We start from the raw sequence: 26,055 nt of genomic DNA, 5'->3' as shown, positions 1-26,055 counted from the left end.
CCAAAACCTTCTTTTAAAGACATCATCCCCACCAAAATCTTCACCGAAGCATTGGGACGACCGGTAGACGAAAAAAGAATAGCAAATTTTTCTTCATCAATCCTGGAAATAAAATACTTATAAAAAATATTGTACCAGGCCTTTGGATCGTTTAGCTTCTTATCTTTCTTGTCATCAAGCAATTGGCCAAAACCAGAAAAGAGATCTGATTGAGAAGAATTCTGAGTTTTTCTAAACATGATAGTGAGTTGGAAAGTGGTTTAAAGATAGTCCATTCTTAGTATTATTCGAGTAATTTTGTTTTTAGAGTGGACTCATTATTCATTATACAATCCACTAGCTTTCTTCCTCTTCTTCAAATTCTTCAAGCTCATCTTCCAGGTCGCTCACCAACACCAGGATCTCTTCGGGAGAGAGATAAAGACGGACTTTCCTTTTCTTGTATGAATCGGATAATTTAGAGTGGTTGAGAATAAAATCTTTTGTAGCAAAAATATAATTGCCCATCCCTTGATTCACGGCATAAGTATCTGCTGTGCGTTCAGCTTTCTTTATAAATCTTTCTGAAGTGATGTATCGTGTTCCAAAGGTCAGCAGCTCCATTGCTGATCTTTCGCGGTAATCCATAATATGTCCCAGTTCGTGACCCAACCAGCCAATGAGCACTTCAGAAGGAACATCGGCCATAGAGAATTCTTCGTTTTCAATGAGAAATTTACTACTCATTAGAACATAGTAGCTACGCTTCTTTTTTCCTTTGAACATATCAGCCACCTTGGGCTGTGCCTGCATGAATGCATTATTTATATTGTTCTTATATCTGAACTCGATTGCGACATCTTCAAGTTCAGGATAGTGGGATAGGGCGATCTTAGCCTCCTCTAAAATGTTTTCGGGGATTACCTTGTTGCCCAGGTGGACGATCTTTTTCTCTTCAACACTTTTATTTGCAGCACAGCTCCAGTTACCTGCGAGGAAAGGGAAAATTAAAATGAGAGCAAAAATCTTTGCTGATCTGATCACTTTTAATTTTAGTACCTCCTGAAAAAACTGGAAATATAAGAAGGGGTATTTTTTAAGACTTTTCATAAGAAGGAGCTGTTCGGTTGAATTTGAGAAAATTAAAGGATGCATATAAATCAACCAGCATGCCATTAGTTTCAATAATCAATTAACAGTGATAAATTAACATTGAAAATCATTTCTTAGATAATATTCTTTATTAATTATCATTGTTGTCCGGGAGAAGAACCTGGATCGCTCCACTTCTAGAATCTAGAACCAAGACTTGTTCTTAATAATTTGATTCTTAGCAGCATATATTTAACCTATTTTATGAAAATGGGCGCAAATCCGGTTATATTTAATCGGACTACAATAGAATCAATATACAATAGACCTTATACAATTTACAATGGATCAGCTTTCCTCTTTCTCGGCTTCTTCGAGTCTTTCTTCCAGCTCATTTACAAGTACCAGGATCTCTTCCGGAGACAGGTAAAGTCTCGCGATCCTTTCCTTATATGATTCCGATAAATGAGAGTGGTTAAGGATAAAATCCTTGGTGGCTATTATATAATCTCCCATTCCGCTGTTTACAGCATAGGTGTCGGCTGCCCGTTCAGCTTCTTTAATATATCTTGAAGAGGTAACGTATCTCATTCCAAATATCACCAGACCCATGGCAGATTTCTCCCTGTAATCCATAATATGGCCCAGTTCGTGTCCCAGCCAACCTATAAGAACATCTGAAGGAACATCGGCCATTGAAAATTCTTCTTCTTCAATGAGGAATTTGCTGCTCATGAAAATGTAATAGCTCCTGCTATCCTTACCCTTAAAAAGATTAGAAACCTTCGGCTGAGCCTGCATAAAGGATTTTTTAATGTCTTCCTTGAACCTGAATTCAATTTCTATGTCTTCTAGATCGGGATAATAGGAAAGTGCAATTTTGGCTTCATTGAGTATACTTTCAGGTATGATCTTGTTGTTCTGGTAAACGATCTTTTTTTCTTCCATATCTAATTTTGCTGCACAGCTCCAGGTTCCCGCCAGTAGGGGAGCAATAAGGAGAAATATATAAATTCTTTTCTTCAAAATTCTTTGATGTATCTGTACGCTAAAAAAGATAAGGTTTCCTGCAAAAGATTATTTGAAACTTTTCTTAAATTATCGTGTAGCAGGTTGATTTTAATTAATTTGAAGGAAACTGATTAAAACACAGACTATGCCAGAACTACCTGAAATTAGCCTTTTCCGTGATTACGTAAAAGAAACATCTCTGCAAAAAACCATTAAAAAGCTCGAATTTCCTGATGCTTCCCTGCTACAATCTCCCGCCTCGAAGTTCGAGAAGGCTCTCAAAGGAGAAAAATTTGATTCGGCAGTAAGACTGGGGAAATATCTGGGGATCTCAACAAGCGGAGGTACCTGGCTTATTTTTCACTTCGGAATGACGGGAAAGCTGGAGTATTATACCAATCAGGACCTGCCGAAGTATTCTAAAATGGTGATTTTCTTTGATGATGATTACCGCCTGGCTTATACCTGCCGAAGAAAACTCGGAAAGATATTTTTAGCAGAAAGCCTTCAGAAATTTCAGGAGGAAAATGAGCTGGGAAATGATGCGCTGGAGCTTTCCGAAAAATATTTTCTGAAGTTGCTGGAAGATAAAACCGGAAGCATCAAAGGTGTACTCATGGATCAACATGTGATGGCAGGAATAGGGAATGTATATTCAGACGAGATGCTGTATCAGGCAAAAATTCATCCAAAGAGAAAAACAAATAATTTATCGATTTCCGAAAGGAAACAATTATTTAAGAAGATGAGATCTGTTTTGGAGATGGCGATCAGGAAAGAAGGAGTGCGAAAGGATTTTCTCAAGTCTTACTTGATAAGTCATCGCGAGGAGGGAGCAGACTGCCCGAAATGCGACGGGAAAGTGAAACAGATTAAAGTATCAGGCAGGAGCACCTATTTTTGCCCTTCCTGTCAAAAAGAGGAGAAATGAAGGTGCACATTGGATGTTCCGGATATAATTATAAGGAATGGCGGGGAGCATTTTATCCGGAGAAAATGGCGCAACGAAAATGGCTGGAATATTACGCTTCAATTTTTGACACGGTAGAGATAAATAACACCTTCTACAGGTTTCCGCGGGAGGAGAATCTTCATAAATGGGCTGAAACTGTGGGGGATGATTTTCAATTTACCCTTAAAGGCCACCGGTTCATCACCCACCGCAAAAAACTGAAGGAAGCCGCACGCCCAATCAGGGATTTTGAAATTTTAGCGAAATTACTGCAGAAGAATCTGGGTTGCATACTCTGGCAATTGCCTCCCAATCTGCATCGTAACGATGAAAAACTGGATAATTTTTGCGAAACCCTGGACCCTTCGTTTAAAAATGTGCTGGAATTTCGTCATGAATCCTGGTATGACAAAGAGGTCTACAAAATATTGAAGAAGCACAAGATCATTATTTCTTCGATCTCAAGTCCGGAGTTTCCGGAGGAACTTATCACAACAGGAAAAACCGGTTATCTGCGCTTTCACGGAACAGGTAAAGACTGGTACGACCACCTTTACTCTAAAGGCGAGCTTAAGGAGTGGCATAAACAGATCATTGATAGCGGATTGGAAGAGATCTATATCTATTTCAATAATGACATCCATGCCCACGCACCCAGAAATGCACAGGAATTATTGGAACTTTTTGGATAGAACTAGATTTCAAGCTCCATCCCGTCATGAGCCGGAATTAATTGCACATCATCTTCCAAAGATTTGATTTTCGCTTTACTTTTTTCAGGGGCATTTTCGAAGAACCATTCTCCATAGTGACAAAATGCGATCTTTTGCGTGTGCGGACTCAGTAGCCGGATAAGGTTCGGCACTCCTGTATGTCCAAAGATGCGATCTTTTTTCCGGTTTATTCTGCCGCCTTTGTTGATAAAAGATGCCTCGGTGATCACGAGGTCAAGTTTAGGAATTTCAGCCAGGTTTGCCTTTTCTATCCAGGCCACATCTCCTGTAATAAAGATCTTTTTTTGTCCTTTTTGAATAATATAACCGAGAGATTTCAGCTTTAAGGCATGAATCACCGGAATAGGAGTGAAGCTGTATTCTCCAATCCTAAATTCTCCATTGATCACTTTTAGCTCCGGTATCAACTCATGAGCTTCGGGGCCAAAAAGGGGAATTTTGGGAGTGAATTTTTGTTTTTCAGGTACAAAGAAAGCGTGGTCCGGGTGAAAATGAGTGAACACCACAGCTTCGGGACGATACTTCATATATTCCGGCTCCCCAATATCGATGAGGATCCTGTCATCGAGCAGAAAGCCGGTATGATTTACATGATCTTCAGCTTTGGGTTCAATTTTTCCGCGGGTACCGAATATCCTAATCTTCATAGCTTCAGATTAAATTCCGAAAGGATATGTTTCGGGAGTTTTACTTCCGTCGGGTTTGAGATGCAGCGGATGAAGACCCTGAGTCTTGTCAATGTAAAGAAAAGCATCATATCTTTTTGCCATTTTTGAGGGTACATAATTGCCTCTTTCCCGGTGAGGGTCGTAGACTACACCTACGGCTCGATGCCCAATCTTATCCTTTAGCTTCTTGTATAATTCTGAACCTTCTTCAAACAGGAGTAACTTATTTTCTGCTCCCATGGTGTGCAGGACTTTTTCTATGCTTCCCTCAATAGCTTTTGGGAGTTCCATATTTTGCATTGGGGCACCCCAAAATTCTCCTGCCATAACAGATCCTTCATAAGATCCAAAACCTACCAGGACTACCCCATCCTTTTTGTGCTGCTGGCGCACCAGTTGCCCTACATTATGTAAACCTGAGGCTGCCATATCTGTGGCGCGGGCGTCTCCAATGTGCGTATTGTGCTCCCAAACAATAACTTTTGAATCTTCACCGTGATAATCCATTAAAGTGTTTAAGGTTTCAACCATATGGCTGTCCCTTACGTTCCAGGAGGAATGGTCAAACAGCGCCATTGCCTCATAATATTTTTCAGCATTTTGGAGTACCAGGGAATTTAATTCGGCATTGAGACCCGCTTCAGGTTCATTCTCGTACTGATCTGTTCTTTGGCGGACTTCCTTAAGCAGCTGAACTACCTCATTACGACATTTCTGTTTAAGTCCGCGATAGGCCGTTACATAGGAGTCGTTTTTTCTGTATGGCTCGAAACATTCGGCGGCCTGTCGAGCAAGAGCAGCAGTTGCCGGATCTTCCTTTTCCAGATATTTAACTATAGTTTCCATAGATTCCCAAAGGCTGTAAACGTCGAGACCATAGAATCCAACTTTCTTTTTAAAATCTAGTTTGCTGTTGTGGTTCTTTAGCCATTCTGCAAAAGCGGCGATTTCCCAGTTAGCCCACATCCAGGTTGGCCAGCGACTGAATTCCTGCAGTACTTCAGAAATACCCTGCGGTGTTCCCGGAAGATCCTTGATCCAGCGGTTGATCTTAAAGCAGTCCGGCCAATCTCCCTCTACCGCTACAAATGAGAATCCTTTTTCTTCAATAAGACGTTTAGAGATCTCTGCCCTCCAGGTGTAATATTCATGAGTGCCATGACTGGCTTCTCCAAGTAGAACATATTTTGAATCTCCAATCTTCTCCAAAAGCGGATCCAGGTCTTTTGCATTCTGAAGGGGTTTTATATAATCCCTGTCTTTTTCTTTTTCCATGTTCATAATCAGCTTTTTTTTGGTGTATTATAATGTACAAAAATCAAAGGCTGAAAAGGAAATTTTGAGCTGAAGCTTTAGAAAAGTTTAAGTTGATATTAGAAATTTTTAAGGAGCTTTTAATTAATTTAGAATTTATGCAGACGGTTCAAATAATTTTAGGTCTTACTATAATTGTCCTAATCTTTCTTGATTTTTTTCACACCACACTTTCCGGGAATGGTTTTGGGATTTTCTCAAGAATTTTAAATCAACTTCTCAACCGTCTCATTTTACAAAACAGGAACAGGAGTATCTTCTTATATTCCGGAACCATACATCTGCTGATAACGACTTGTATATGGTTACTTCTTCTTTTCCTAGGAGCTTTCATTGTCTTTAGCGCAGACGATGATATGGTTATACATGGAGCTACAGGATTACTCGGAAGTAATGTGGATATATTTTATTTTACTTCTTATGTGCTTTCAACATTGGGGATAGGGGATTTTGTTCCAGGCAATGATACTTCCCGTGTCCTTACCGGAATTCTTTCCTTCTCCGGATTTATATTGATCACAACAGGTCTTACATATCTTCTGAGTGTTATAAATGCTGTTTTGTCTAAAAAGGAGCTTTCCTTCTTTATTTCTTCAATCGGGGAAGATGTAGAAGAGATTTATGATTATTTTACAAATCAGGATGCACTTTCTGCTTTCATTTCCGACGCCGGAGAATTGAGGCAGCAAATTCTCAAAAATGCAAGCAGTTACCTGGCCTTTCCAATGGTGAGTTATTTTTTAACTAAGAATGAGAAAGCTGCGTTGATTCTCCAGCTGGCCCGTTTATATGAAGTTCTAATGGTTATTCGCCAGGATTGGGAAACGCAGAGCATTCAGTATAATAAACTTAGCTCTACAATATGTGCCATAGAAAAGTATCTTGAATTGGGACTTGAAGAGCCTGAAGCGGGAGATTATCATCCAGATAAACTCTTAACCCTGCGAAGTTACTGGAAGAAGTATGGTTATAATTACGAGGAGAAAAAGTTTACAGATAAACAGTTTACCTCGAGTCTGCAATACGCTGGTTGGGACTGGAAAGAAGTATACAAATTGAAGATAAAATCCTGAGATCAGAAATTCAGCTGAAAATCCTTTTCAAAATTTAATAATATTTTATTACTCTTTCCTTCTCTTTTATATAATTTGATGTGGGACGAAAATTCCGGCGTCGTGTGAAATGTTTCACCTGTTTATTTCAAATAATAATCCGATAAAAATCTTCCATCTTTGGGATCTCCAATAAGAGCTTTTCTGAGAGACATAGGGAAACTCCTGCACATTCCTGCAGGTTTGGCTGTTTTATCTCTCCCGGTTATAATTTATTTTTCGGAATGGTTTGCCATTTGGCCTTTTGCAGGAATGGCATTGATTAGCCTTATCACCGGACAGATATTTTATCATGTTTTCAAAGGAGCTGAAGAGACGAACAAAGGCCTTTCTGTAATATTGGTTGCGCTTGCGTGGTTATTAATTTCTCTTTTCGGCACAATTCCTTTTTATGGAATTGCACTTACAGCACCCCAGGGAATGTTTGCAGAACTTCCGGTCTTTTTCATTCTGGAAAACAGTATTTTTGAATCTATTTCGGGCTTTACCGGCACCGGTCTCACCATGCTGGAGGATCCATCTCAAATTCCGCATACTCTGCAATGGTGGCGTACTTTTTCAGAATGGATTGGAGGAATAGGAGTGATCATGCTTGCTTCCTTACTATTAAAACTTAATCACGATGATAAACGCTTATATGAAGCTGAAACCCGTAACTGGCAAATAGATGACGCACCTCTCAGTGCTACTATTCATAAGATCTGGTGGATATACATTGGCTATACGCTCATATCAATTTTGCTTTATTTCCTGGCGGGGATGCCTTTTTGGCAAGCTCTTAATCACGGTATGACGGCTTTGGGTACCGGAGGTTTTTCAATAACTCCCAACAGTTTTACAGATTATAATACTAACATAAAAGCACTTACTGTTGGCATAATGATAGCCGGAGCTATTGCTTTTAAGATACATTATATTCTAATCTTTAAAATTGACCTCAGACGATTTTTAAAGCAAACGCAGCTGCACTACTTTTTTTTCTTTCTGATTGCTGGATTTTTTCTGCTATTCTGGATTTATCCACAAGTGAATTTTATTGATCTTCTTTTCCAGGCTACTTCAGCCCTTGCCACCTGCGGATTAAATACTGAAGATCTTAGTACCTGGCCAATGTCTCCTGTTTTTGTACTGATTATTCTCATGCTTTTAGGAGCTAATGGCGGATCAACGGGAGGCGGTATAAAAACTATAAGATTCGCATGGTTTACCAAAGGAATCTGGAGGAGTATAAAGCAAGTCTGGAATCCGGAAGAAAAGGAAGCTACCGTAACTTTCAACGGGAAACCCAAGGATGCCAGAGAGGTAAGAAATCACATTCAGCAGGCTGCCAATATTTTGTTCCTATGGGTTATTACATTGGTTATAGGAACTTTCCTTCTCACAGTAATGGTTGGAGAACAGTATACTTTTTACCAGATCCTGTTTGATACTGCCTCCGCCTTAAGTAACGTAGGACTCAGCACCGGAGTTACGGGATCGGATATGCCCCGAAATGCAAAGTATCTCCTTTCACTATTGATGTGGCTGGGAAGGCTGGAGATTATGGCTGTGGTGATCACCCTGATATCTCCTTTCTACCTGGCCCAAAACCGGCTTAAAGCAATAGCAACTTGAAAAATGGCTAAACGGGTAGATTAAGCTCCACCTGAAGCTGTCCTCTTGTGATATCTTCAAAAGTTTCCCTTTCTCTAATCAGATATGCCTCTCCCTGATACCATAATACTTCCGGGGGTCTAAACCTTGAATTAAAATTGCTGGACATTGAGAAGCAATAGGCTCCTGCATTATCAAAAGCCAGAATATCACCTTCTTTTATTTCAGTGATCCTGCGGTTGCCCGCAAAGGTGTCGGTTTCACAAATGTATCCTACTACAGAATAGAATCTCTCTTTCCCTTCAGGATTAGAAATATTGTGGATCTCATGCCGGGAACCATAGAACATTGGCCTGATTAGGTGGTTGAATCCGCTGTCTACCTGGGCGAAAACAGTGGAAGTCGTTTGCTTGATCACATTTACTTTGACCAGGAATTTTCCGGCTTCACTTACCAGGAATTTTCCCGGTTCAAAGGCCAGGGTTAGATCCCGTCCATATTCCTTGCAGAAGGAATTAAATTTTTTCGTCAGTTTTTCTCCCAGTTCTTCTATGTTAGTTTCTATATCACCTTCTTTATAAGGAACTTTAAATCCGCTTCCAAAGTCGATAAACTCCAGTTCTTTAAAATGACGGGCCGTATCAAAAAGAATTTCAGAAGCATACAGGAAAACTTCGATATCAAGAATATCACTTCCGGTGTGCATATGGATCCCGTTAATGTTCATGCCTGTATTTTCGACTATTCTAAGAACATGAGGAATCTGGTGAATGGAAATGCCGAATTTTGAATCAATATGTCCTACAGATATATTTGTATTTCCTCCCGCCATCACGTGTGGGTTTATTCTGATGCACACAGGAACCTGTGGATGTTTGGTCCCAAATTGCTCCAGAATGGAAAGATTGTCAATATTGATCTGCACTCCCATTTCTGCCACCTTTTCTATTTCTTCTAGAGAAACACCGTTAGGAGTATAGATGATCTGTGAAGGATCTACGCCGGCTTTTAAACCGAGTTTTACTTCCTGAATTGAAACTGTATCAAGACCGGCACCGAGGTTTTTAAAAAGACTTAGGATTGAAATATTGGACAAGGCTTTTACGGCATAATGTATACGCAAATTTTTTACCTTACTAAAAGCCCCGGTTAACCGCTTGTATTGCGAAATAATTTTTTCGGCATCATATACATAAACGGGGCTTCCGAATTTTTCTGCTATTGTCAATAGGTCCTGATTGTTCATTTCTTGTTCAGATTAAAAGGGCAAAAGTAATAGGGAATTTCCAATTTCAGGCAGTGCAGTAGAGAAAATAACGAATTGTAACAAATTGTTATTTCTGTAAATGAGCAGGGGCAGAAATTTAAGAAAGGAAAATGTAGCAGATAAAGTTTATTTTGTAATTTAACACTGTCAATCAATCACTTATGAGCTCCCGGTTGCCTTTATTTCCATTACAAACTGTAGTTTTTCCAGGAGAACAACTGCCGCTGCACATTTTTGAAGAGCGATATAAGCAGTTGATCCAGGACTGTGAAACAACGGGAGCTACCTTCGGGATTCCGGTATATATGGAAAGCCGTCTCGATTATGGAACCGAAATGGAACTGCTCGAAGTAAGAAGAAATTATAATTCGGGTGCAAAGGATATCATTTGCAAAGGTCTTCGGGTTTTCAGGATCAGGGAATTTGAACACAATGAAAAAGGAAAGATGTATGCCGCAGGGGATGTAAGATTTTTGCAGGACAGGGATGATGCGACAGAGACCTTAAAAAATCAGCTTCTGGAGCTCATTTTTGAGTTGTATTTTCACCTGGAGGTGCCCCCTCCCAAACTTGACATACCTTCCTTCAGGAGCTTTACGCTCGCGCATAAGATCGGGCTTTCCCTTCAACAGGAGTACGCCCTGTTGAAGCTGATTTCAGAAAAAGCACGGCAGGAATATCTCGTCAATCATCTGCTTATTACTATTCCAATAGTTCAGGAAATGAACCGTACTAAACAGGTTATTGAACTAAACGGACATTTCAGAAATTTTGATCCGCTCGATTTCCGGGAATTCAGGTTAAAGAGCAAAAAGTGAGGAATTTGTGAAACAGGCCTTCATTGCTAAAAAAGATTGGCAGAATCCTATTACATTTGTTACTTTTGTGGACCATAACTAATACTGAAGAAACACCTTATTATGAACATACACGAATATCAGGGAAAAGAGATTTTAAGCAGTTTTGGAGTGCGCATTCAGCGTGGGATCGTAGCCCAGGATGCTAAAGAAGCAGTAGAAGCTGCAAAAAAACTTACTGAACAAACCGGCACCGGATGGCATGTTATTAAGGCCCAGGTTCATGCCGGGGGGCGTGGAAAAGGTGGAGGAGTAAAACTTGCTAAAAATCTTCAGGAAGTAGAAGATCTTGCAGGACAAATTATAGGTATGAACCTGGTAACCCCACAGACCTCTGCGGAAGGTAAAAAAGTTCATCAGGTACTTATCGCCGAAGACGTTTACTATCCGGGAGATAGTGAACCTGAAGAATACTACATGTCTGTTCTTCTTAATCGTGGTACAGGTAGAAATATGATCATGTATTCAACAGAAGGTGGTGTGGATATAGAGACTGTAGCCGAAGAAACTCCGCATTTGATCTTTAACGAAGAAATTGATCCTGCAGTTGGTTTATTGCCGTTCCAGGCGCGTAGAATTGCTTTCAACCTTGGATTGAGCGGGAATGCTTTTAAGGAAATGACAAAATTTGTTATGGCTTTATATGAAGCCTTTACAAAATCTGATTCTTCCCTGTTCGAGATCAACCCGGTATTAAAAACCAGTGATGATAAGATACTCGCAGTAGATGCAAAGGTAACTCTTGATGATAACGCTCTTTTTCGTCATAAAGATTATGCGGAAATGAGGGATGTTCGTGAGGAAAGTCCCGTAGAAGTTGAAGCTCGTGAGGTAGGTCTTAACTATGTTGATCTTGACGGAAACGTTGGATGTATGGTGAACGGTGCAGGTCTTGCCATGGCGACTATGGACCTTATCAAACAGGCAGGGGGTGAACCCGCAAACTTCCTTGATGTTGGAGGTACTGCCGATGCTAAAAGAGTTGAAGAGGCCTTCCGTCTCATTTTAAAGGATGATAAGGTAAAGGCTATTCTTGTCAATATCTTTGGAGGTATTGTACGTTGTGATCGTGTAGCCCAGGGAATTGTTGATGCTTATAAAAATATGGGTAACATCCATGTTCCTATTATTGTTCGTTTGCAGGGAACCAATGCAGATATTGCAAAAGAAATAATTGATAACAGCGGACTCGACGTTTATAGTGCAGTAGAATTTCAGGAAGCTGCAGATAAAGTTCAGGAAGTACTTTCTTAGACTAAAATTATATTTTAATGACAGACCCCGGAGCGATCCGGGGTTTTTTATTTTCTTCTCCGGTCATTTGATTTCCTTGCTTCTTCTCCAGAAGGATCGGAATAAACTTTTTTAGGGTTGAAATTTCACAAGGCGCACAAGTCCTTCTGTAGCAGTTGATAATCAAGACGTTTTCTGAGTTACCGGCAAGGCTGGAGACACCTGCTGAAAACTTTTCTGTAAACGAAGGATGTTAAAATCCTGTTATTGGAAAATGTTTACTGTAACAAAAAATCTTCCGTGACAGTCTTTAGGGTAGAACATCAATCAATAATCATTAATTTAAAACGAACCATCATGAAAAAATTCAGACTTATCTTAGCCGCTTTTGCCCTTGTATTGACAAGCTCAACTTTTGCAAACTCTAATGCCGGTTATCCCGCCGCAAATGAACCAATTCCTGTTGAAATTGAGAAGATGCTAAAGGATTCAAATCTTATTATCGAAGACAGTTTTACTGTGACAGTAATTTTTAAAGTCACAGCAGATAAAAGAATTGAAATTCAAAACGTAAGTTCTCCCAATGAAGAGGTAAATACATTTTTGGAGAGAAGATTAGACAACCAGAAACTACATGGAAAAAACTGGTTCTCCAATAAAATTTATGAATTACCAGTAAAGGTAGAATCCAGGAAATAAATTTTTATTTTCTATAGAAACCCGGCTCATCACCGGGTTTTTTTATCCTTACAATTTAAATCATAATAAAAAGTTAATTTTCCTCTATACCTGTAACAACTACTTCTTTCAGAAGTCTTTAAAGTAAATCATCAATAATCAAATCGCATTAATTAATTTAAAAACGAACATCATGAAAAATCTAAAATTGTTGCTAGTAGGATTTACAATTATCCTTTCCTCAGCTGTAAAAGCTGAAACTTTTAAGACTCCAGATTCAGTTTCTGTGGAGATTGAGAGAATGTTGACAGATATAAAGGTCTGCGATAACAAAGATGTCGAAGTAACTGTATTCTTTTCGATTTCTGAAGATCAAAAAATCCAGAACTTATCTGTAGCTTCTTCTAACCGGGAAGTGGGTGAATACATCCAGAACCGGCTTGAGAACAGGAGACTGCCTGCAGATTGGATGAAAGGTAAGATTTACGAACTTACTGTAATTAAGAAAGTGGGTTAAGAAGAATGTCTTTACAAATCAAAATCCGGAACTCATCACTCCGGATTTTTTTTATTTTAAAGATGTAGTCCGCATTCTGTTTTTGGATTATTGTTCCAGCGGCCGCTGCGCTCATCGCCTGCTACAGTACAATGGGAGCAGCCAATTGAATTATAACCTTTTGCAACTAGGGGATGAAAAGGTAATTTATGAGTTTTTATATATTCATCTCTTTCCTCTCTGCTCACATCCAGTAGCGGGTAAAATTTCAGGATCTCACCCCGGTTTTCAAAAATATTTAGGGAGGCTCTGTGATCACTTTGCCACTCCATCAAACCACTTACCCATACCGTGTATTTCGCTTTGATCACATCAAGAGGTTTTACTTTGTTGATGTGGCAGCAAAAATCAGGATTTTTCTTCCAGGTCTCATCCTTTGTAGTGAATTCATGTTCTTCTTTAACCGCGCTAATTGATTTCACCTTCAGGCCATAAAGATCTGTAAGGCGCTGCCGGTATTCCATGGTTTCTTCAAAATGGTATCCTGTATCAATGAAATAAACCAGTTGATCCCTGTTAACATCCGAGAATAACTTGAGAAGAAAAGCGGAGGTGGCAGCGAAGGAGCTGGTAAGCATAATTTCTGCCTGATTAAAGTCTGTGTAAATTTCAGCTATCCTTTCAGATAAACTAAGATTCTTATATTTTTCATTTAACCGGACTACTTCTGCAGCTGTGACCTCTCGTTTTTCAGCAATGATCTCCATCAGCTACTTTTTCTCTTCTTTTTTGGGCATAGGTCCTCTTTTGTAAATGACCAGCCCGTTGAGAAAATTCCGAAGAAACTGATCTCCGCATTCCATGTACTTTGGGTGATCTTCACTGCGGAATATTGCACCGATCTCACTTTTGGTGACCTTGAAATCTACAAGAGAACAGATGTGTACGATATCCTCATCGCGTAGTTTAAGTGCTACCCGGAGCTTTTTGAAAATATCATTATTTGATAATGGCATATTTTGGTTTGAAAGGCTAAAAATAAACAATCATAAGGAATAAAAGAATTCCAGGTCTTAAAACTAACCCGGGGATTTAAAATATTTCTTCAGAATGACATCTTGGCGGTTGTTTTAGATAAATTAATGTCAAAAAGTCTTGAAATTGGGAGTGGTATTTAATTTGACTAGGTTTTTTAGAAAAATAAAATGTTTAACCCAAAATATTATAGCTATGAACCTTGTGAAGAGAAACACAGACAACTGGCTTCCATCCATTTTTGATGATATGTTTAAAACCGACTGGATGGACAATGGGAATTCAGGAATGAATCGTATTGGAACCTCTGTTCCCGCGGTAAACATCTCCGAAAATGATGATGCTTTTCACCTGGAAGTTGCCGCTCCGGGAAAAACAAAAAAAGATTTTAATCTGGAACTTGACAACGGAGTTCTGACTATTTCTTCTGAAGAAAAGAGAGAAGAAGAAAAAAAAGATAACAATGGAAGATTTACCCGTCGTGAATTTAGTTACAGCAGCTTCAAGAGAGCCTTTAGTCTGCCGGATAGTGTAGACAGCGAAAAAATCTCAGCTGAATACAAAGACGGAGTGCTTAAGATCGATCTTCCTAAAAGAGAAGATGCCAAAATACAGGCGAAAAAAATGATCGATATTAAATAATCTTTTACAAAGGAGATTTTTAAAGACGCGCCCTTCGGGGCGTTTTTTTTTAGAAGACCTGTACCCGAAAATATTCCTTACACATTTTTCAAAATTTACTTTTAGAAACATATTTAACTACTGCTGTTACCTAATCTCAGACAATGCCGACCTGTGCTGTTGATAGCAATTGGGCATGACCTAGATCATACTTTTTTTGTGCCGAACCTTTTAATTTGGTTGCACAACTACAACGTTTTAAGGGATGGTTGGGAAGATCGAACCATTGCCTCATACGCATATCAAATTTAAACAGATGAAAAGTTTATTATTAGGTAATGAAGCACTTGCTCAGGGTAGTATCGATGCGGGATTGTCCGGAGTATATGCCTATCCCGGCACCCCTTCAACTGAAATTACCGAATACATTCAAAGGTCAAAACTTGCAAAGGAGCTAAAGATACATACCACATGGTCTGTTAATGAAAAAACGGCCATGGAAGCGGCTTTAGGCATGTCTTATGTCGGCAAGAGAGCAATGGTAGTTATGAAGCATGTGGGATTAAATGTAGCTTCAGATGTTTTTATGAATATGGCTGTTTCCGGAGTGAACGGCGGACTTGTAGTTGTAGTAGCAGATGACCCTTCAATGCACTCTTCCCAGAACGAACAGGATTCCCGCTACTATGGGAAATTTGCAATGATCCCAATCCTTGAACCATCAAATCAACAGGAGGCTTATGATATGATGTTTTACGCCTTTGATCTTTCAGAAGAGTTGAAATTGCCGGTGTTATTAAGAATGGTAACCCGTTTATCCCATTCCCGGGCAGGTATAGTGGTAAAAGAAAGACGTGATCCAAATGAAATCAACTTACCATCAGATACCTCTCGATTTGCTTTACTTCCCATGAATGCCAGAAAGCAGTTTGATCTGTTAATCGGTAAACAGGATGCTTTAATAGATCATTCCGAAAATTCGTTCTTAAACAACCTGACTTTAGGGAAAAATAAAAATATTGGGATTATAGCATGTGGGATAGCCTATAATTATGTGATGGAAAATATTGGAGAAGATGAAAGTTCGTATTCAGTTTTGAAAGTGTCTCAATATCCTTTGCCCAGGGAAAAGGTGAAAATATTGCACCAACATTGCGAAAAGATCCTGGTTGTAGAAGACGGTTATCCTTTAGTAGAGGAGTTGCTGCACAATTATTTTGATTCAAATGACAAAATAAAAGGAAAATTATCAGGGGATCTTCCAAGAACAGGAGAACAGAACCCTAATATAGTGGGAAAATCCCTGGGGCTTTTCGGTAATAAGATAGAACCTGTTCCATCTATAGTTACTCCCAGGCCGCCACAACTATGTGAAGGTTGTGGTCATACAGATCTTTTTAATACTATAAATGAGTTAATTCCTGAGATAGGAAACAAGAACATTTTTGGAGATATTGGCTGTTATGCCCTGGGTGCTTTACCACCTTTGAATACTATCAATACCCTTATAGATATGGGAGCATCCATAACGATGGCAAAAGGAGCTGCAGATGCGGGAATGGAGAATGCTATTGCGGTTATTGGCGATTCAACTTTCACCCATTCCGGTATGACAGGACTTTTGGACGCCGTATCTGAGAATACTCCAATTACGATCATAATCTCAGATAACTCTGCTGTTGCGATGACCGGCGCCCAGGAATCGACTGCAGTAGGAAGATTAAAAAAGATCTGTTTAGGAATCGGTGTTGATCCCGATCATCTGAAAACTATAGTGCCTCTTAAAAAGAACCATGAAGAAAACGTAGAAGTACTGCGAAAGGAACTTAAATATAAAGGGGTTTCAGTCATTATTTCTGAAAGACCTTGTGTAAGATTATCCAGGGATCAAAAAGAAGAGATAAAAGCCAGGATTGCGGCATTGAATTAGGATTCGAGACCTTTTAAGAACAGGAAAATTAAATAAGATGACAACAAATATTATTTTATCAGGTGTTGGTGGCCAGGGGATTCTAACCATTGCTGCGGTCCTGGATACAGCTGCTCTAAACCAGAATTTTTTCATTAAACAATCAGAAGTTCATGGGATGAGCCAACGCGGCGGTGCCGTGCAATCACATGTAAGGATATCTGATAAACAAATATTCTCTGATCTCATTCCGGAGGGAAAAGCTGATTTGATCTTATCGGTAGAACCTATGGAATTGTTGCGATATATTCCCTTTTTGAAAAAGGATGGCTGGCTGGTGACAGATTCAGAATCTTTCATAAATACCCCTAATTATCCCAAAAAAGATGATCTGATTGAGGAAATCAAAAAGCATCCGAATCACGTGATTGTAAATGCTACAGAAATTGCCAAAAGCATTGGGAATTCAAAAGTTGCGAATATGGTATTGTTGGGAGCGGCATCTGCAATTATTCCTTTATCGGAAGAAAGCCTGGTCCAGGCGATTAAGACATTGTTTCAGCATAAAAGTGAAAAGATCATAAGGTTAAACCTGGAAGCTTTTTCTGAAGGTAAAAAAGTAGGTGAAGCCATAATCCCTCTTCCTGCCGAAAAATGATCCGGAAAAAAATGGAATATTGGAACACAACTTTTAATTCATTTTCAACCTTTTTCTGAAAGGAGCATTTCAGAATCCTGAAGTACCTTTTTTATTGCTTCAGACAAGATCATGACCCCTTTTTCAATTTGGGCCTTTGGCATATTGGAATAGGACAATCGTAATCTGTCATCCTTTTTACCGGCGGGATCAAAGGTTCGACCCGTTACGAATACAACTCCTTTAGTGACACTTTTATTGAATATATCAGTGGACTTAATATGAGGCGGTAATTTAAGCCAGATATAGAAACCTCCTTTGGGTTCATTCCAGGTGATTTCCTTTGGCATATAGGTATTCAAATATTTCTGAAGCAAATCCCGGCGTTCCTGATATTCACTTCTCAAAAATGTCAAATAAGGCTCCAGTTTATTTTGTACCAGAAATTCATTTGCCAGTATTTGCATAAAACTGGAGGTACAGGCATCCAGGGCTTGTTTAACAGATTCCGCTTTTTCAAAGATCTCTTCCGAAGAAAGCATGTATCCCAATCTAAATCCCGGACCCAGGATCTTTGAAAATGATCCTGTATAAATTATTTCCACATCCTCAACTCCATAAGATTTCATGGCTTTTGTCAGGTATTTTTCCTCTTCACTGAAATACAGGTCACTGTAGGCATCATCTTCGAGCAGAATTATTCCTGTACCGGATAAAACTTCCAGAAGTTCCTTCTTTCTTTCAGGGGAGTAAATAATTCCCGCGGGATTATGGTAATTGGGCGTAACGTACAAGAATTTAGGTGTTCTGTCTAAAGAATCAATTTTCCTTTTTAAGGCTTGAATATCTATACCATCTTTATCAATTGGTATGCTGTGGATTTCGGCTCCAAAAGTCTCAAAAACTGAAAGGGCTCCCACAAAACAGGGATTCTCTGTTAATATGATATCTCCTTCATTTACAAATTCCTGGGTAATAATGGAAATGGCTTGTAGGGAACCGGTAGTGATCAGGATCTTATTGTTGCCAACAGTCAAGCCTTTTTGTTCCAATAAGCTTCGAAGGGAATTCACCAGAGGAGGGTAACCGGAAGTGGGCCCATATTGAAAACATAATTTTTTAATGTCATCAGGCAAAGAATTATAGATCTCATCAATCTGGTTTACCGGAAAGAGATCATTATTGGGCATACCTCCGGCAAAAGAGATGAGGTTCTTTCCGGAAGCCTGTTTCATTAATTTTTTAACGTCCTCTGAATGCATGGAATTGACTGCTCTCGAAAATGCATACATAGTCTAAGAAGTTTTGACTGTTTTATCAAAATAACAAAGAGAAAATCAAATATATCGTGATGAATATCAGCTAAACTCCTATTTTAAATTTCTTCCTTTACATTCATTATAATTCCTTATTTCTTATGCTTCACTCCAAATTAATTCAACCTGAAAGTATTGTCGTTGTTGGAGGATCTGATAATATCCATAGTCCCGGGGGCAGAGTATTGAAAAATCTGATCCACCATAATTTTCCGGGACGATTATTTATTGTCAACCCCAGGCAGGACATTATACAGGGGATGAAATCTTATACCGACATTAATGATTTACCCGATGTAGATCTGGCGATAATTGCCATTGCTGCAAAATATGTTGTTGAAACTGTCAAAGTTCTTGCGCAACAAAAGAATACAAAAGGGTTTATCATTTTCTCGGCAGGTTTTAGTGAAAAGGATGAAGCCGGTGCAAAGCTGGAAAGGGAAATTGTTGAACTGATCACTGACGCAGGCGGTAGTTTATTAGGTCCTAATAATATTGGATTGATCAATAAGAATTATGCCGGAGTTTTTACGACACCCGTTCCTAAGCTGGACGAAAAAGGAGTGGAATTCATATCAGGTTCAGGCGCAACAGCAGTTTTCGTAGTTGAAGCTGCAAAAAGTTTTGGTCTCAGGTTTTCGGGTATTTATACCGTGGGAAACTCTGCCCAGATAGGAGTGGAGGAGATCCTGGAATATCTGGATGAGTTTTTTGAAAAGGAAACAAGTTCAAAAGTGAAACTTCTTTATATCGAAAGCATTAAAGATCCGCTGAAGTTTTTAAAACATACAGCTTCGTTGATCCGGAAAGGCTGCAAAATTGCGGCTATAAAGGCCGGTAGTTCAGAAGCAGGAAACCGCGCGGCTTCATCACATACAGGGGCTATAGCCAATTCAGATGTTTTTGTAGATACACTATTTGAAAAAGCGGGAATACTCCGCTGCTATGGCAGAGAGGAGCTTATTACTGTTGCCGGTATACTTCAGCAGAAAGAATCTGAAGGTAAAAATATTGCCATCATCACGCATGCCGGAGGCCCGGCTGTAATGCTGACGGATGTTTTATCAAAGAACGGATTAAAAATTCCTCGGCTTGAGGGAAGAAAAAGTGAAATTTTATTAAGCAAGTTATTCGACGGATCATCAGTATCCAACCCTATCGATTTTTTAGCAACAGGCAACGCTCAGCAATTAGGCGACATTATCGATTATTGCGAAATCTCTCCTGAAATTGATGCAATGGCTGTCATTTTTGGAAGTCCCGGTTTAACCGAAGTGGATGATGTGTATGACGTGCTGGATGAAAAGATCACAACTTCTAAAAAACCCATTTATGCTATTTTACCTTCAGTGGTTAATGTGAAGACAGAAATTGATGATTTTATACATAAAGGTAATATTGCATTTCATGATGAAGTTTTATTCGGAAATGCCTTAGCCAAAGTTTATAATCATAAGCTGGTGTATCAAAAAACCGGAAATTCTGACACCAGGAGTCCCCGAGAAATCCGGAAATTGATAGAAACCCTTCCAAATGGATATATGCCCACAGCAGCGGCCATTTCCTTACTGGAATATGCCGGAGTAAAGTTTGCAACTCCATACTACATTAAAGATGAGGTAGAACTAAAAAATGTTTCGAAGTCTGTTACTTATCCTGTAGTCCTTAAGGTTGAGGGACCTTTGCACAAATCTGATGTGGGTGGGGTGCTTCTGAATATTTCTAATGTCGGCGATCTGACTGAAGCTTTCCATAAACTAATGCAGATCGAAGGAGCAACTTCTGTTCTGGTTCAGCCAATGATCAAAGGAATGGAACTGTTTATAGGGGCAAAGAAGGAAACCAATTTTCCTCACGTGATCTTATGCGGATTGGGAGGGATCTTTGTGGAAGTACTAAAAGATATTAAGGCTTCTATGATTCCTGTTTCATACGAAACGGCTTTATCCATGATCAAAGACCTAAAGGCCGCTCCGATTCTAAAAGGTATAAGAGGTCAGAGTGGTATAAACATCCCATTGTTTGCTGAAACTATCGTAAAAATTTCTGATCTCCTGATGATGGTTCCCGAAATTGCAGAACTGGACCTCAATCCTCTTATGGCAACTGAAAAAGATCTTATAGCTGTGGATGTAAGAATTCGGTTGGAAAAATCATTTAAGAAGCTACAGACTAGCGCGACCTTTCATCTGGGTTGAGGATTTACAAAAAAATAGGAAAGACAGCCTTTTAATCTTAAGCCTAAGACCCGGTGGGAAGATAAATGGATCAAGATGAATTGGCTCCGGATTTATCCGGAGGTTTAAAAGATTTGTACAAAAACAGGGCTTTAGCCCAACAATACTCAAAATACCATTTTTTTACCCTTTTATTTATCCAGCAGGATCCATCTGTTTCCGGCACTTTGAATAAGATACTTGGTTCCGGGATTGATTTCTGTAACGGTGGAATTTGTTGTAATATCAAAAAGGTCATTATTGTTCAGGAATTCTAAGGTCTTTACGGAGTTTCCGGGCCAATTGATGAGATAAAGAATTCTTCCTTTGTTAGTAGCGGCATCAGGGAGAATAATGCTGCTCACCTGGTTATTTATTCGCAAAGTATAGGTGTCATCGGCAATAGGAAATGCGCCGGTAGAGGAAGTGGTGGAGGAGTAGGTCTGAAAATTCGGATATTTCCAGTTCACAATACCTGCTGCATCTGTTACCAGTACCTGGTCTGCAGTTCCCCGGGTGGCCGGCAGAATGTAATCATTACCGGCAGTTCCAATTCCTACTCTACCTGCAAAGTAGCCGGCAAATACCTTTTTTGGATCATTTCCCAATGCCGTGCTGTAAATCCCATAGACAAAACCGGTCCCTGCTGTCGTACCTATTTCGTTGTAAATTCCATAATGATTTTTAGTAGAGCCAAAGGTCTTTCCTACGTCATTATAAATCCCATAGATCTCTTCATTGGTGTTTTGGTTCACTTCATTAAAAATACCGTAGTGTATTCCTGTGCCGTGGGCACTGACGGAATTTTTTATGCCGTATTTTTTATCTGCCGTAGCTGTATTGTTACTACTTAAAATTCCATAGGTGACATTTTTGGTAGTGGAACTTGAATTCACAACTTCCAGTCCGGTACGGGTAGTGTGCTCTTCCTGTCCATCAATCATTACTTTTAGCTTAACATTTGAAGAGGAACCTCCAATATTAACATTCCCCCGGCGGAAGATGATATCCTCAGTATTACCTGCCGGTGCTGTGGTTCCAACTTTATAAAAGTCAGATGCAGCTTTGCCTCCCAAACCGTCCCAGGATTGAGTAGAAGAATTCCACCAGTAAAATCCGGGTGAAAAATCCCCTTTTTGAGAGGTAAGGAAAACCAGCATTCCATGTTGATCAACACCGGGATTGGCGACAGGAAAATTTAAAATCCGGGGAATAAGGATGCCATCTGTGGGTTCCGGTGCCGCAGGATTTATAATGTTGACATCCAGCTGGGCCTTTGGATCTGTGGTATTAATTCCAACTTGCCCGAAGGTTGTCGTTATGACAAAAACAATCATTGTCCCGGTTATGAGAAGCTTATTCACATTTTAAAATTTAGGGGAGGGCACTGATGAATTTGAATAAATATAGATAATTTATCCTGCTGATGTACAGTCTCCTATGTAAATTTTAACACTTTAAGAAGCTTCCTTGACCCTTTCCTGCAGCATCTTTATTTCATCACGCAATTTGGCCGCGGTCATAAAATCCAGCTCTTTTGCAGCCGCTTCCATAGCTTTTCGCTTTTCTCTTATTCGCTTTTCGAGCTGAGGTTTACTGAAGTATTCGGTTTCAGCTTCAGCAGCTTTTAGATCAGGCGCTACTTCGTAGGTGTATGGCTCCGGTTTTTTGCGCACCAGCATGTTCTCGAATGATTTTTTTAGGGCAGTAGGAGTGATGTTGTTAACTTCGTTATACTTCAGTTGCTTTTCTCTCCTGTACTCTGTTTCGTCAATGGTCTTCTGCATACTGTCTGTGATCTTATCGGCATACATAATGGCCTTTCCTTCCAGGTGGCGGGCGGCCCTACCAATCGTCTGGGTCAGGGAACGGTTACTTCTCAAAAATCCTTCTTTGTCGGCATCGAGAATGGCAACTAAAGAAACTTCTGGTAGATCGAGTCCTTCCCTCAATAGGTTAACACCCACCAGTACGTCAAAAAGACCTTTTCGAAGGTCCTGCATGATCTCCACCCGTTCCAATGTATCCACGTCACTGTGGATGTAGCGGCAGCGAATATCTATTCTGGTAAGGTATTTTGTAAGCTCCTCTGCCATCCTTTTGGTTAAAGTGGTCACCAGGATTCGTTGGTCCTTATCGATGCGCTGCTGCATTTCTTCAATGAGATCATCGATCTGGTTAAGACTGGGTCTCACCTCAATAACCGGATCAAGTAAGCCTGTGGGACGAATAACCTGCTCGATATACAAGCCTTCTGTCTTCTGAAGTTCATAATCTGCCGGGGTAGCACTTACGTAGATCACCTGATTCTGAAGTGCTTCAAATTCCTCAAACTTTAAGGGTCGGTTGTCCATAGCTGCCGGAAGCCTGAAGCCATATTCTACCAAAGTTTCTTTCCGCGAGCGGTCCCCACCATACATGGCATGTACCTGCGGAATGGTCACATGACTTTCATCCACTACCATTAGATAATCATCCGGAAAATAATCCAGCAGGCAGAAAGGCCTGGTTCCCGGAAGCCGGCCGTCAAGATAACGGGAATAATTTTCAATTCCGGAGCAATAACCCAGCTCCCGAATCATTTCAAGGTCAAAATTTGTGCGCTCATCCAGGCGTTTCGCTTCCAGGTGTTTTCCTATATCCTGAAAATAATCTACCTGCTTTACGAGATCATCCTGTATTTCCCTTATAGCTCCCTGCAACACATCCGGAGAAGTAACAAACATGTTTGCCGGATAGATATTCAGGCGGTCGTATTTTTCTATAACTTCATTTGTAGCGGGATCAAAGGCTTCTATCTCTTCGATCTCATCTCCAAAAAAGTGAACTCTGTATGCATTATCGGCATAACTCGGGTAAATATCCACTGTATCCCCTTTAATGCGGAAGTTTCCGTGGCTGAACTCGGCCTCGGTCCGGGAATATAAACTCTGCACCAACCTGTGAAGCAGCTGGGTGCGGGAGATGACCATATCCTTCTGGATGGAAACCACATTCTTCTTAAATTCGACCGGATTCCCAATACCGTACAAACAGGAAACGGAAGCCACCACAATAATATCCCTTCTACCCGAGAGTAGGGAAGAGGTGGTGCTTAACCTCAACTTTTCCAGCTCTTCGTTTATAGACAAATCCTTTTCTATATATGTTCCTGAAGTTGGAATAAAAGCTTCCGGCTGATAATAATCGTAGTAACTCACGAAGTACTCCACCGCATTATCCGGAAAGAACTGCTTAAATTCCGAATAGAGCTGGGCGGCAAGTGTTTTATTGTGAGCCAGGACAAGAGTAGGTTTCTGCACCTCTTCGATCACATTGGCTACCGTAAAGGTTTTTCCCGATCCCGTAACCCCGAGCAGGGTTTGGTACCGGTCATTATTTCTGATTCCCTTTACCAGCTGATCTATAGCCTGAGGCTGATCTCCGGTAGGTTTAAAATCAGATTTTACTGTGAATTTCATAGCTTTTTTTCTGACCTGCAAAAGTAGCTAATTCTATGGTTTTCGGCAAATTATGCCGACTTCAAAAAAACTGATCAGAGTTCTTACAGATCGCGTTTTTTAAGAAGGAAATAGGAGAGGTACACAAAAATGGCTATCCATGCCATCACAATTAATAGCTGGTACCAATAAACCCCGTAATCCTTGGAAAATTCAGATCCCAGTTGTGTAGCTGCAGACTGGATGATGTTGAGACGCGAAAATGGTTCCTTAACCAATAGACTCATGGACTCCAGCGGGAAAAATTGTGCTATATTTTCTGCAATGTTGGAATCTCTAAAGAGTTTGTATTCCATAACTCCCCTTGCTATGCTTTCCAGGATCCACCAAACAAAAAGAAAGCCGAGGGCGAATGCAGACCGTTTCACCAAAATTCCCAGAAACATACAAAAGGCAAAGAATCCGGTAAGTTTAATAAAATAAGCCAGCAGGTATTCAAGATCAGAAAAAATAATAGAGAATTCTGTATAATCTGAAAAAGAAAGTCCGAGGATCAAAGAAACAACAAACAGGAAAATCGTGGAAAAGAAAGCAAAGGAAACAACGGTAAGGAATTTGGAAAAAATAAATTCTTTTTTACTAAGTCCGTCGATGAGATTTTGTTTTATCGTGCGGTTGCTATATTCATTCGACACCATCGAGACGATGACAATGGCAAGGAATAATTTGAGAATTGCAGCAATATAGCTGTTAAAATGCCAGATGTAAGGGAAATTGAATATTCCCTGGTCTGCTACGCGAAACTGAACTCCTCCAAATTTAAATTCTATGGAAGCAATCAGTGCAATAAAAGTGATAAGGATGAAATAAGTTGCTATCAGGACCTTCGAGGATTTGCTGTATCGCAGTTTGTGGTATTCGATATTTAGTAGACGTAGCATTAGACAGACATTTCGTTGGTTAGCAGTAAAAATTGTTCCTCAAGGCTTTCTTTGCGCTTCACTAGCTGGGACAGCGTAAGACCCTTTTCGAAGAGGTAAGTATTAAGAGCTTCAGGCTCGAGGGGTTCTTCCAAAAAAGCAGTGATTATTTCCCCTTTTTGAATCACCTTTCCAAATGCGGGATGAGCATGCAAAAGTGCCAGGAGTTTTTCTTCATTGGCAGCCTTTAATTCGAAGAATCCGAAGCTTGCATTCATTTGATCTACGGGGCCGCTATACAATTTTTCTCCTTTTCTAATGATCACTACATGTGTGCATACTTTTTCCACTTCATCCAGCAGGTGAGAAGCCAGCAGAATAGTTGTTCCATCTGCCGCGATCCTGGTGATAATCTCCCTGATCTGGTGAATTCCCTGTGGATCCAGACCATTGGTTGGTTCGTCCAAAATGAGGATTTCGGGATCGTTTAGCAGGGCCGAACCTATCGCCAGCCGCTGTTTCATACCTAAGGAGAAAGTCCGAAATTTGCTATCCTTCCTGTCCAGTAGACCTACAAGGTCCAGTTTTTCATCAATCTTATCTGGTGATACATTTTTGATCTTGCAAACAAGCTTAAGGTTCTGGGCTGCGGTCATGTAAGGATAAAAGTTAGGACGCTCTATTATGGCGCCTACTTTTTTCAATGCTTCATGAGTACTTTGTGTCCCGTCAAACCACTGGAAGTCTCCACTGGTCTTATTCACTACATTGAGAACAATTCCTAGGGTGGTGGATTTACCACTGCCGTTAGGACCCAGGATACCGTAAACATTTCCTTTTTCTATAGAAAAAGAGAGGTCTTTGACTGCGGTGACAGGACCAAACTTTTTGGTGAGATTATTTAAACGAAGTATCGTATTCAAAATTAACCGGTTTTAACATACGACGCCTAAGTTAACGTTTTGTTACAGGCCG

General features: G+C 40.0%; 25 protein-coding genes. 12 read left to right on the top strand and 13 right to left on the bottom strand.

Features of this window, described 5'->3' with window-relative positions:
• The 3 genes from G564_RS0111830 to G564_RS0111820 all read right to left on the bottom strand — a co-directional run.
• Positions 1-239, bottom strand: a 239-nt coding sequence (locus tag G564_RS0111830) for a hypothetical protein (protein ID WP_029037851.1), incomplete at its 3' end; no start/stop codon positions are given.
• A 97-nt stretch (positions 240-336) separates the two neighbouring features.
• Entirely contained in the window at positions 337-1,023 is a 687-nt protein-coding gene (locus G564_RS19195) for a hypothetical protein (protein ID WP_245583690.1), read from the bottom strand.
• A gap of 396 nt (positions 1,024-1,419) precedes the next feature.
• A complete protein-coding gene (locus G564_RS0111820) occupies positions 1,420-2,097 on the bottom strand; it encodes a hypothetical protein (RefSeq protein WP_394330245.1) in 678 nt (225 codons plus the stop codon).
• A gap of 130 nt (positions 2,098-2,227) precedes the next feature.
• Here G564_RS0111820 and G564_RS0111815 point away from each other — a divergent pair, with 130 nt between their 5' ends.
• Together G564_RS0111815 and G564_RS0111810 are read left to right on the top strand one after the other, a co-directional pair.
• Positions 2,228-3,013 (top strand): Fpg/Nei family DNA glycosylase, encoded by a 786-nt coding sequence (locus G564_RS0111815; protein ID WP_029037849.1) that lies wholly within the window; start codon positions 2,228-2,230, stop codon positions 3,011-3,013.
• Entirely contained in the window at positions 3,010-3,726 is a 717-nt protein-coding gene (locus tag G564_RS0111810) for a DUF72 domain-containing protein (protein ID WP_029037848.1), read from the top strand. Before G564_RS0111815 ends, G564_RS0111810 begins: the two co-directional genes overlap by 4 nt.
• Before the next feature lie 2 nt (positions 3,727-3,728).
• Here the strand turns inward: G564_RS0111810 and G564_RS0111805 are convergent, their stop codons facing one another.
• Both G564_RS0111805 and G564_RS0111800 read right to left on the bottom strand, forming a co-directional pair.
• Positions 3,729-4,415: an MBL fold metallo-hydrolase gene (locus tag G564_RS0111805; RefSeq protein WP_029037847.1), complete on the bottom strand. Its 687-nt coding sequence runs from the start codon at positions 4,413-4,415 to the stop codon at positions 3,729-3,731.
• 9 nt (positions 4,416-4,424) lie between these two features.
• The gene (locus tag G564_RS0111800) at positions 4,425-5,717 is read right to left on the bottom strand and encodes an erythromycin esterase family protein (protein WP_029037846.1); all 1,293 of its coding nucleotides are present in this window, start codon (positions 5,715-5,717) and stop codon (positions 4,425-4,427) included.
• Positions 5,718-5,848: 131 nt separating this feature from the next.
• Here G564_RS0111800 and G564_RS0111795 point away from each other — a divergent pair, with 131 nt between their 5' ends.
• Complete coding sequence (locus tag G564_RS0111795; RefSeq protein WP_156879224.1) at positions 5,849-6,823, top strand: potassium channel family protein; 975 nt, start codon at positions 5,849-5,851, stop codon at positions 6,821-6,823.
• 159 nt (positions 6,824-6,982) lie between these two features.
• Positions 6,983-8,476, top strand: a complete 1,494-nt coding sequence (locus G564_RS19190; RefSeq protein WP_051205436.1) for a TrkH family potassium uptake protein — start codon at positions 6,983-6,985, stop codon at positions 8,474-8,476.
• A 7-nt stretch (positions 8,477-8,483) separates the two neighbouring features.
• Here the strand turns inward: G564_RS19190 and lysA are convergent, their stop codons facing one another.
• Positions 8,484-9,701 (bottom strand): diaminopimelate decarboxylase, encoded by a 1,218-nt coding sequence (gene lysA, locus G564_RS0111785; RefSeq protein ID WP_029037844.1) that lies wholly within the window; start codon positions 9,699-9,701, stop codon positions 8,484-8,486.
• Between the two features lie 182 nt (positions 9,702-9,883).
• On the opposite strand from lysA, the gene G564_RS0111780 reads away from it, so the two are divergent.
• The 4 genes from G564_RS0111780 (at position 9,884) to G564_RS0111765 (ending at position 13,007) form a co-directional block, all read left to right on the top strand.
• On the top strand, positions 9,884-10,540 hold the full coding sequence (locus G564_RS0111780) for an LON peptidase substrate-binding domain-containing protein (protein ID WP_029037843.1): 657 nt from the start codon (positions 9,884-9,886) through the stop codon (positions 10,538-10,540).
• Positions 10,541-10,642: 102 nt separating this feature from the next.
• Positions 10,643-11,833 (top strand): ADP-forming succinate--CoA ligase subunit beta, encoded by a 1,191-nt coding sequence (gene sucC, locus G564_RS0111775; RefSeq protein ID WP_029037842.1) that lies wholly within the window; start codon positions 10,643-10,645, stop codon positions 11,831-11,833.
• A 336-nt stretch (positions 11,834-12,169) separates the two neighbouring features.
• The gene (locus G564_RS0111770) at positions 12,170-12,511 is read left to right on the top strand and encodes a hypothetical protein (RefSeq protein ID WP_029037841.1); all 342 of its coding nucleotides are present in this window, start codon (positions 12,170-12,172) and stop codon (positions 12,509-12,511) included.
• A 172-nt stretch (positions 12,512-12,683) separates the two neighbouring features.
• The gene (locus G564_RS0111765) at positions 12,684-13,007 is read left to right on the top strand and encodes a hypothetical protein (protein ID WP_029037840.1); all 324 of its coding nucleotides are present in this window, start codon (positions 12,684-12,686) and stop codon (positions 13,005-13,007) included.
• Positions 13,008-13,063: 56 nt separating this feature from the next.
• On the opposite strand, the gene G564_RS0111760 is transcribed toward G564_RS0111765, so the two are convergent.
• Together G564_RS0111760 and G564_RS0111755 are read right to left on the bottom strand one after the other, a co-directional pair.
• Entirely contained in the window at positions 13,064-13,753 is a 690-nt protein-coding gene (locus G564_RS0111760) for a phosphoadenylyl-sulfate reductase (RefSeq protein WP_029037839.1), read from the bottom strand.
• Between the two features lie 3 nt (positions 13,754-13,756).
• Positions 13,757-14,002 carry a DUF1456 family protein gene (locus tag G564_RS0111755; RefSeq protein WP_029037838.1) on the bottom strand — a complete coding sequence of 82 codons (246 nt, stop codon included), beginning with the start codon at positions 14,000-14,002 and terminating at the stop codon, positions 13,757-13,759.
• A 214-nt stretch (positions 14,003-14,216) separates the two neighbouring features.
• On the opposite strand from G564_RS0111755, the gene G564_RS0111750 reads away from it, so the two are divergent.
• From G564_RS0111750 to G564_RS0111740, 3 genes are all read left to right on the top strand, one after another.
• The gene (locus G564_RS0111750; RefSeq protein WP_029037837.1) at positions 14,217-14,663 is read left to right on the top strand and encodes an Hsp20/alpha crystallin family protein; all 447 of its coding nucleotides are present in this window, start codon (positions 14,217-14,219) and stop codon (positions 14,661-14,663) included.
• Positions 14,664-14,958: 295 nt separating this feature from the next.
• Complete coding sequence (locus tag G564_RS0111745; protein ID WP_037373939.1) at positions 14,959-16,572, top strand: thiamine pyrophosphate-dependent enzyme; 1,614 nt, start codon at positions 14,959-14,961, stop codon at positions 16,570-16,572.
• Between the two features lie 37 nt (positions 16,573-16,609).
• Entirely contained in the window at positions 16,610-17,209 is a 600-nt protein-coding gene (locus G564_RS0111740; protein WP_029037835.1) for an indolepyruvate oxidoreductase subunit beta, read from the top strand.
• 44 nt (positions 17,210-17,253) lie between these two features.
• Here the strand turns inward: G564_RS0111740 and G564_RS0111735 are convergent, their stop codons facing one another.
• Positions 17,254-18,480, bottom strand: a complete 1,227-nt coding sequence (locus G564_RS0111735; protein ID WP_029037834.1) for an aminotransferase-like domain-containing protein — start codon at positions 18,478-18,480, stop codon at positions 17,254-17,256.
• 125 nt (positions 18,481-18,605) lie between these two features.
• Between G564_RS0111735 and G564_RS19185 the strand changes: the two genes are divergently transcribed.
• Positions 18,606-20,702 (top strand): acetate--CoA ligase family protein, encoded by a 2,097-nt coding sequence (locus tag G564_RS19185; RefSeq protein ID WP_051205434.1) that lies wholly within the window; start codon positions 18,606-18,608, stop codon positions 20,700-20,702.
• A gap of 170 nt (positions 20,703-20,872) precedes the next feature.
• On the opposite strand, the gene G564_RS0111725 is transcribed toward G564_RS19185, so the two are convergent.
• From G564_RS0111725 to G564_RS0111710, 4 genes are all read right to left on the bottom strand, one after another.
• Positions 20,873-22,084 (bottom strand): hypothetical protein, encoded by a 1,212-nt coding sequence (locus G564_RS0111725; protein WP_245583689.1) that lies wholly within the window; start codon positions 22,082-22,084, stop codon positions 20,873-20,875.
• A gap of 93 nt (positions 22,085-22,177) precedes the next feature.
• Positions 22,178-24,181 (bottom strand): excinuclease ABC subunit UvrB, encoded by a 2,004-nt coding sequence (gene uvrB / locus G564_RS0111720; protein WP_029037832.1) that lies wholly within the window; start codon positions 24,179-24,181, stop codon positions 22,178-22,180.
• Between the two features lie 83 nt (positions 24,182-24,264).
• On the bottom strand, positions 24,265-25,101 hold the full coding sequence (locus tag G564_RS0111715) for an ABC transporter permease (protein ID WP_029037831.1): 837 nt from the start codon (positions 25,099-25,101) through the stop codon (positions 24,265-24,267).
• Positions 25,101-26,003 (bottom strand): ABC transporter ATP-binding protein, encoded by a 903-nt coding sequence (locus G564_RS0111710; protein WP_029037830.1) that lies wholly within the window; start codon positions 26,001-26,003, stop codon positions 25,101-25,103. Before G564_RS0111710 ends, G564_RS0111715 begins: the two co-directional genes overlap by 1 nt.
• Between the last annotated feature and the right edge of the window lie 52 nt (positions 26,004-26,055).

It is taken from the genome of Salinimicrobium xinjiangense DSM 19287 (genome assembly GCF_000423585.1).
Classification (GTDB): domain Bacteria; phylum Bacteroidota; class Bacteroidia; order Flavobacteriales; family Flavobacteriaceae; genus Salinimicrobium; species Salinimicrobium xinjiangense.
Note: the sequence above shows the minus strand (reverse complement) of the source record. Positions and strands in the feature narration are given on the sequence as shown.

Coding starts and splice junctions, on each gene's coding strand:
- sucC (WP_029037842.1), top strand. CDS start 10,643: ATGAACATACACGAATATCAGGGAAAAGAGATTTTAAGCAGTTTTGGA.
- G564_RS0111815 (WP_029037849.1), top strand. CDS start 2,228: ATGCCAGAACTACCTGAAATTAGCCTTTTCCGTGATTACGTAAAAGAA.
- G564_RS19185 (WP_051205434.1), top strand. CDS start 18,606: ATGCTTCACTCCAAATTAATTCAACCTGAAAGTATTGTCGTTGTTGGA.
- G564_RS0111745 (WP_037373939.1), top strand. CDS start 14,959: ATGAAAAGTTTATTATTAGGTAATGAAGCACTTGCTCAGGGTAGTATC.
- G564_RS0111800 (WP_029037846.1), bottom strand. CDS start 5,717: ATGAACATGGAAAAAGAAAAAGACAGGGATTATATAAAACCCCTTCAG.
- G564_RS0111795 (WP_156879224.1), top strand. CDS start 5,849: ATGCAGACGGTTCAAATAATTTTAGGTCTTACTATAATTGTCCTAATC.
- G564_RS0111765 (WP_029037840.1), top strand. CDS start 12,684: ATGAAAAATCTAAAATTGTTGCTAGTAGGATTTACAATTATCCTTTCC.
- G564_RS0111810 (WP_029037848.1), top strand. CDS start 3,010: ATGAAGGTGCACATTGGATGTTCCGGATATAATTATAAGGAATGGCGG.
- lysA (WP_029037844.1), bottom strand. CDS start 9,701: ATGAACAATCAGGACCTATTGACAATAGCAGAAAAATTCGGAAGCCCC.
- G564_RS0111750 (WP_029037837.1), top strand. CDS start 14,217: ATGAACCTTGTGAAGAGAAACACAGACAACTGGCTTCCATCCATTTTT.
- G564_RS0111735 (WP_029037834.1), bottom strand. CDS start 18,480: ATGTATGCATTTTCGAGAGCAGTCAATTCCATGCATTCAGAGGACGTT.
- G564_RS0111715 (WP_029037831.1), bottom strand. CDS start 25,101: ATGCTACGTCTACTAAATATCGAATACCACAAACTGCGATACAGCAAA.
- uvrB (WP_029037832.1), bottom strand. CDS start 24,181: ATGAAATTCACAGTAAAATCTGATTTTAAACCTACCGGAGATCAGCCT.
- G564_RS0111805 (WP_029037847.1), bottom strand. CDS start 4,415: ATGAAGATTAGGATATTCGGTACCCGCGGAAAAATTGAACCCAAAGCT.
- G564_RS0111740 (WP_029037835.1), top strand. CDS start 16,610: ATGACAACAAATATTATTTTATCAGGTGTTGGTGGCCAGGGGATTCTA.
- G564_RS0111770 (WP_029037841.1), top strand. CDS start 12,170: ATGAAAAAATTCAGACTTATCTTAGCCGCTTTTGCCCTTGTATTGACA.
- G564_RS0111780 (WP_029037843.1), top strand. CDS start 9,884: ATGAGCTCCCGGTTGCCTTTATTTCCATTACAAACTGTAGTTTTTCCA.
- G564_RS0111755 (WP_029037838.1), bottom strand. CDS start 14,002: ATGCCATTATCAAATAATGATATTTTCAAAAAGCTCCGGGTAGCACTT.
- G564_RS0111760 (WP_029037839.1), bottom strand. CDS start 13,753: ATGGAGATCATTGCTGAAAAACGAGAGGTCACAGCTGCAGAAGTAGTC.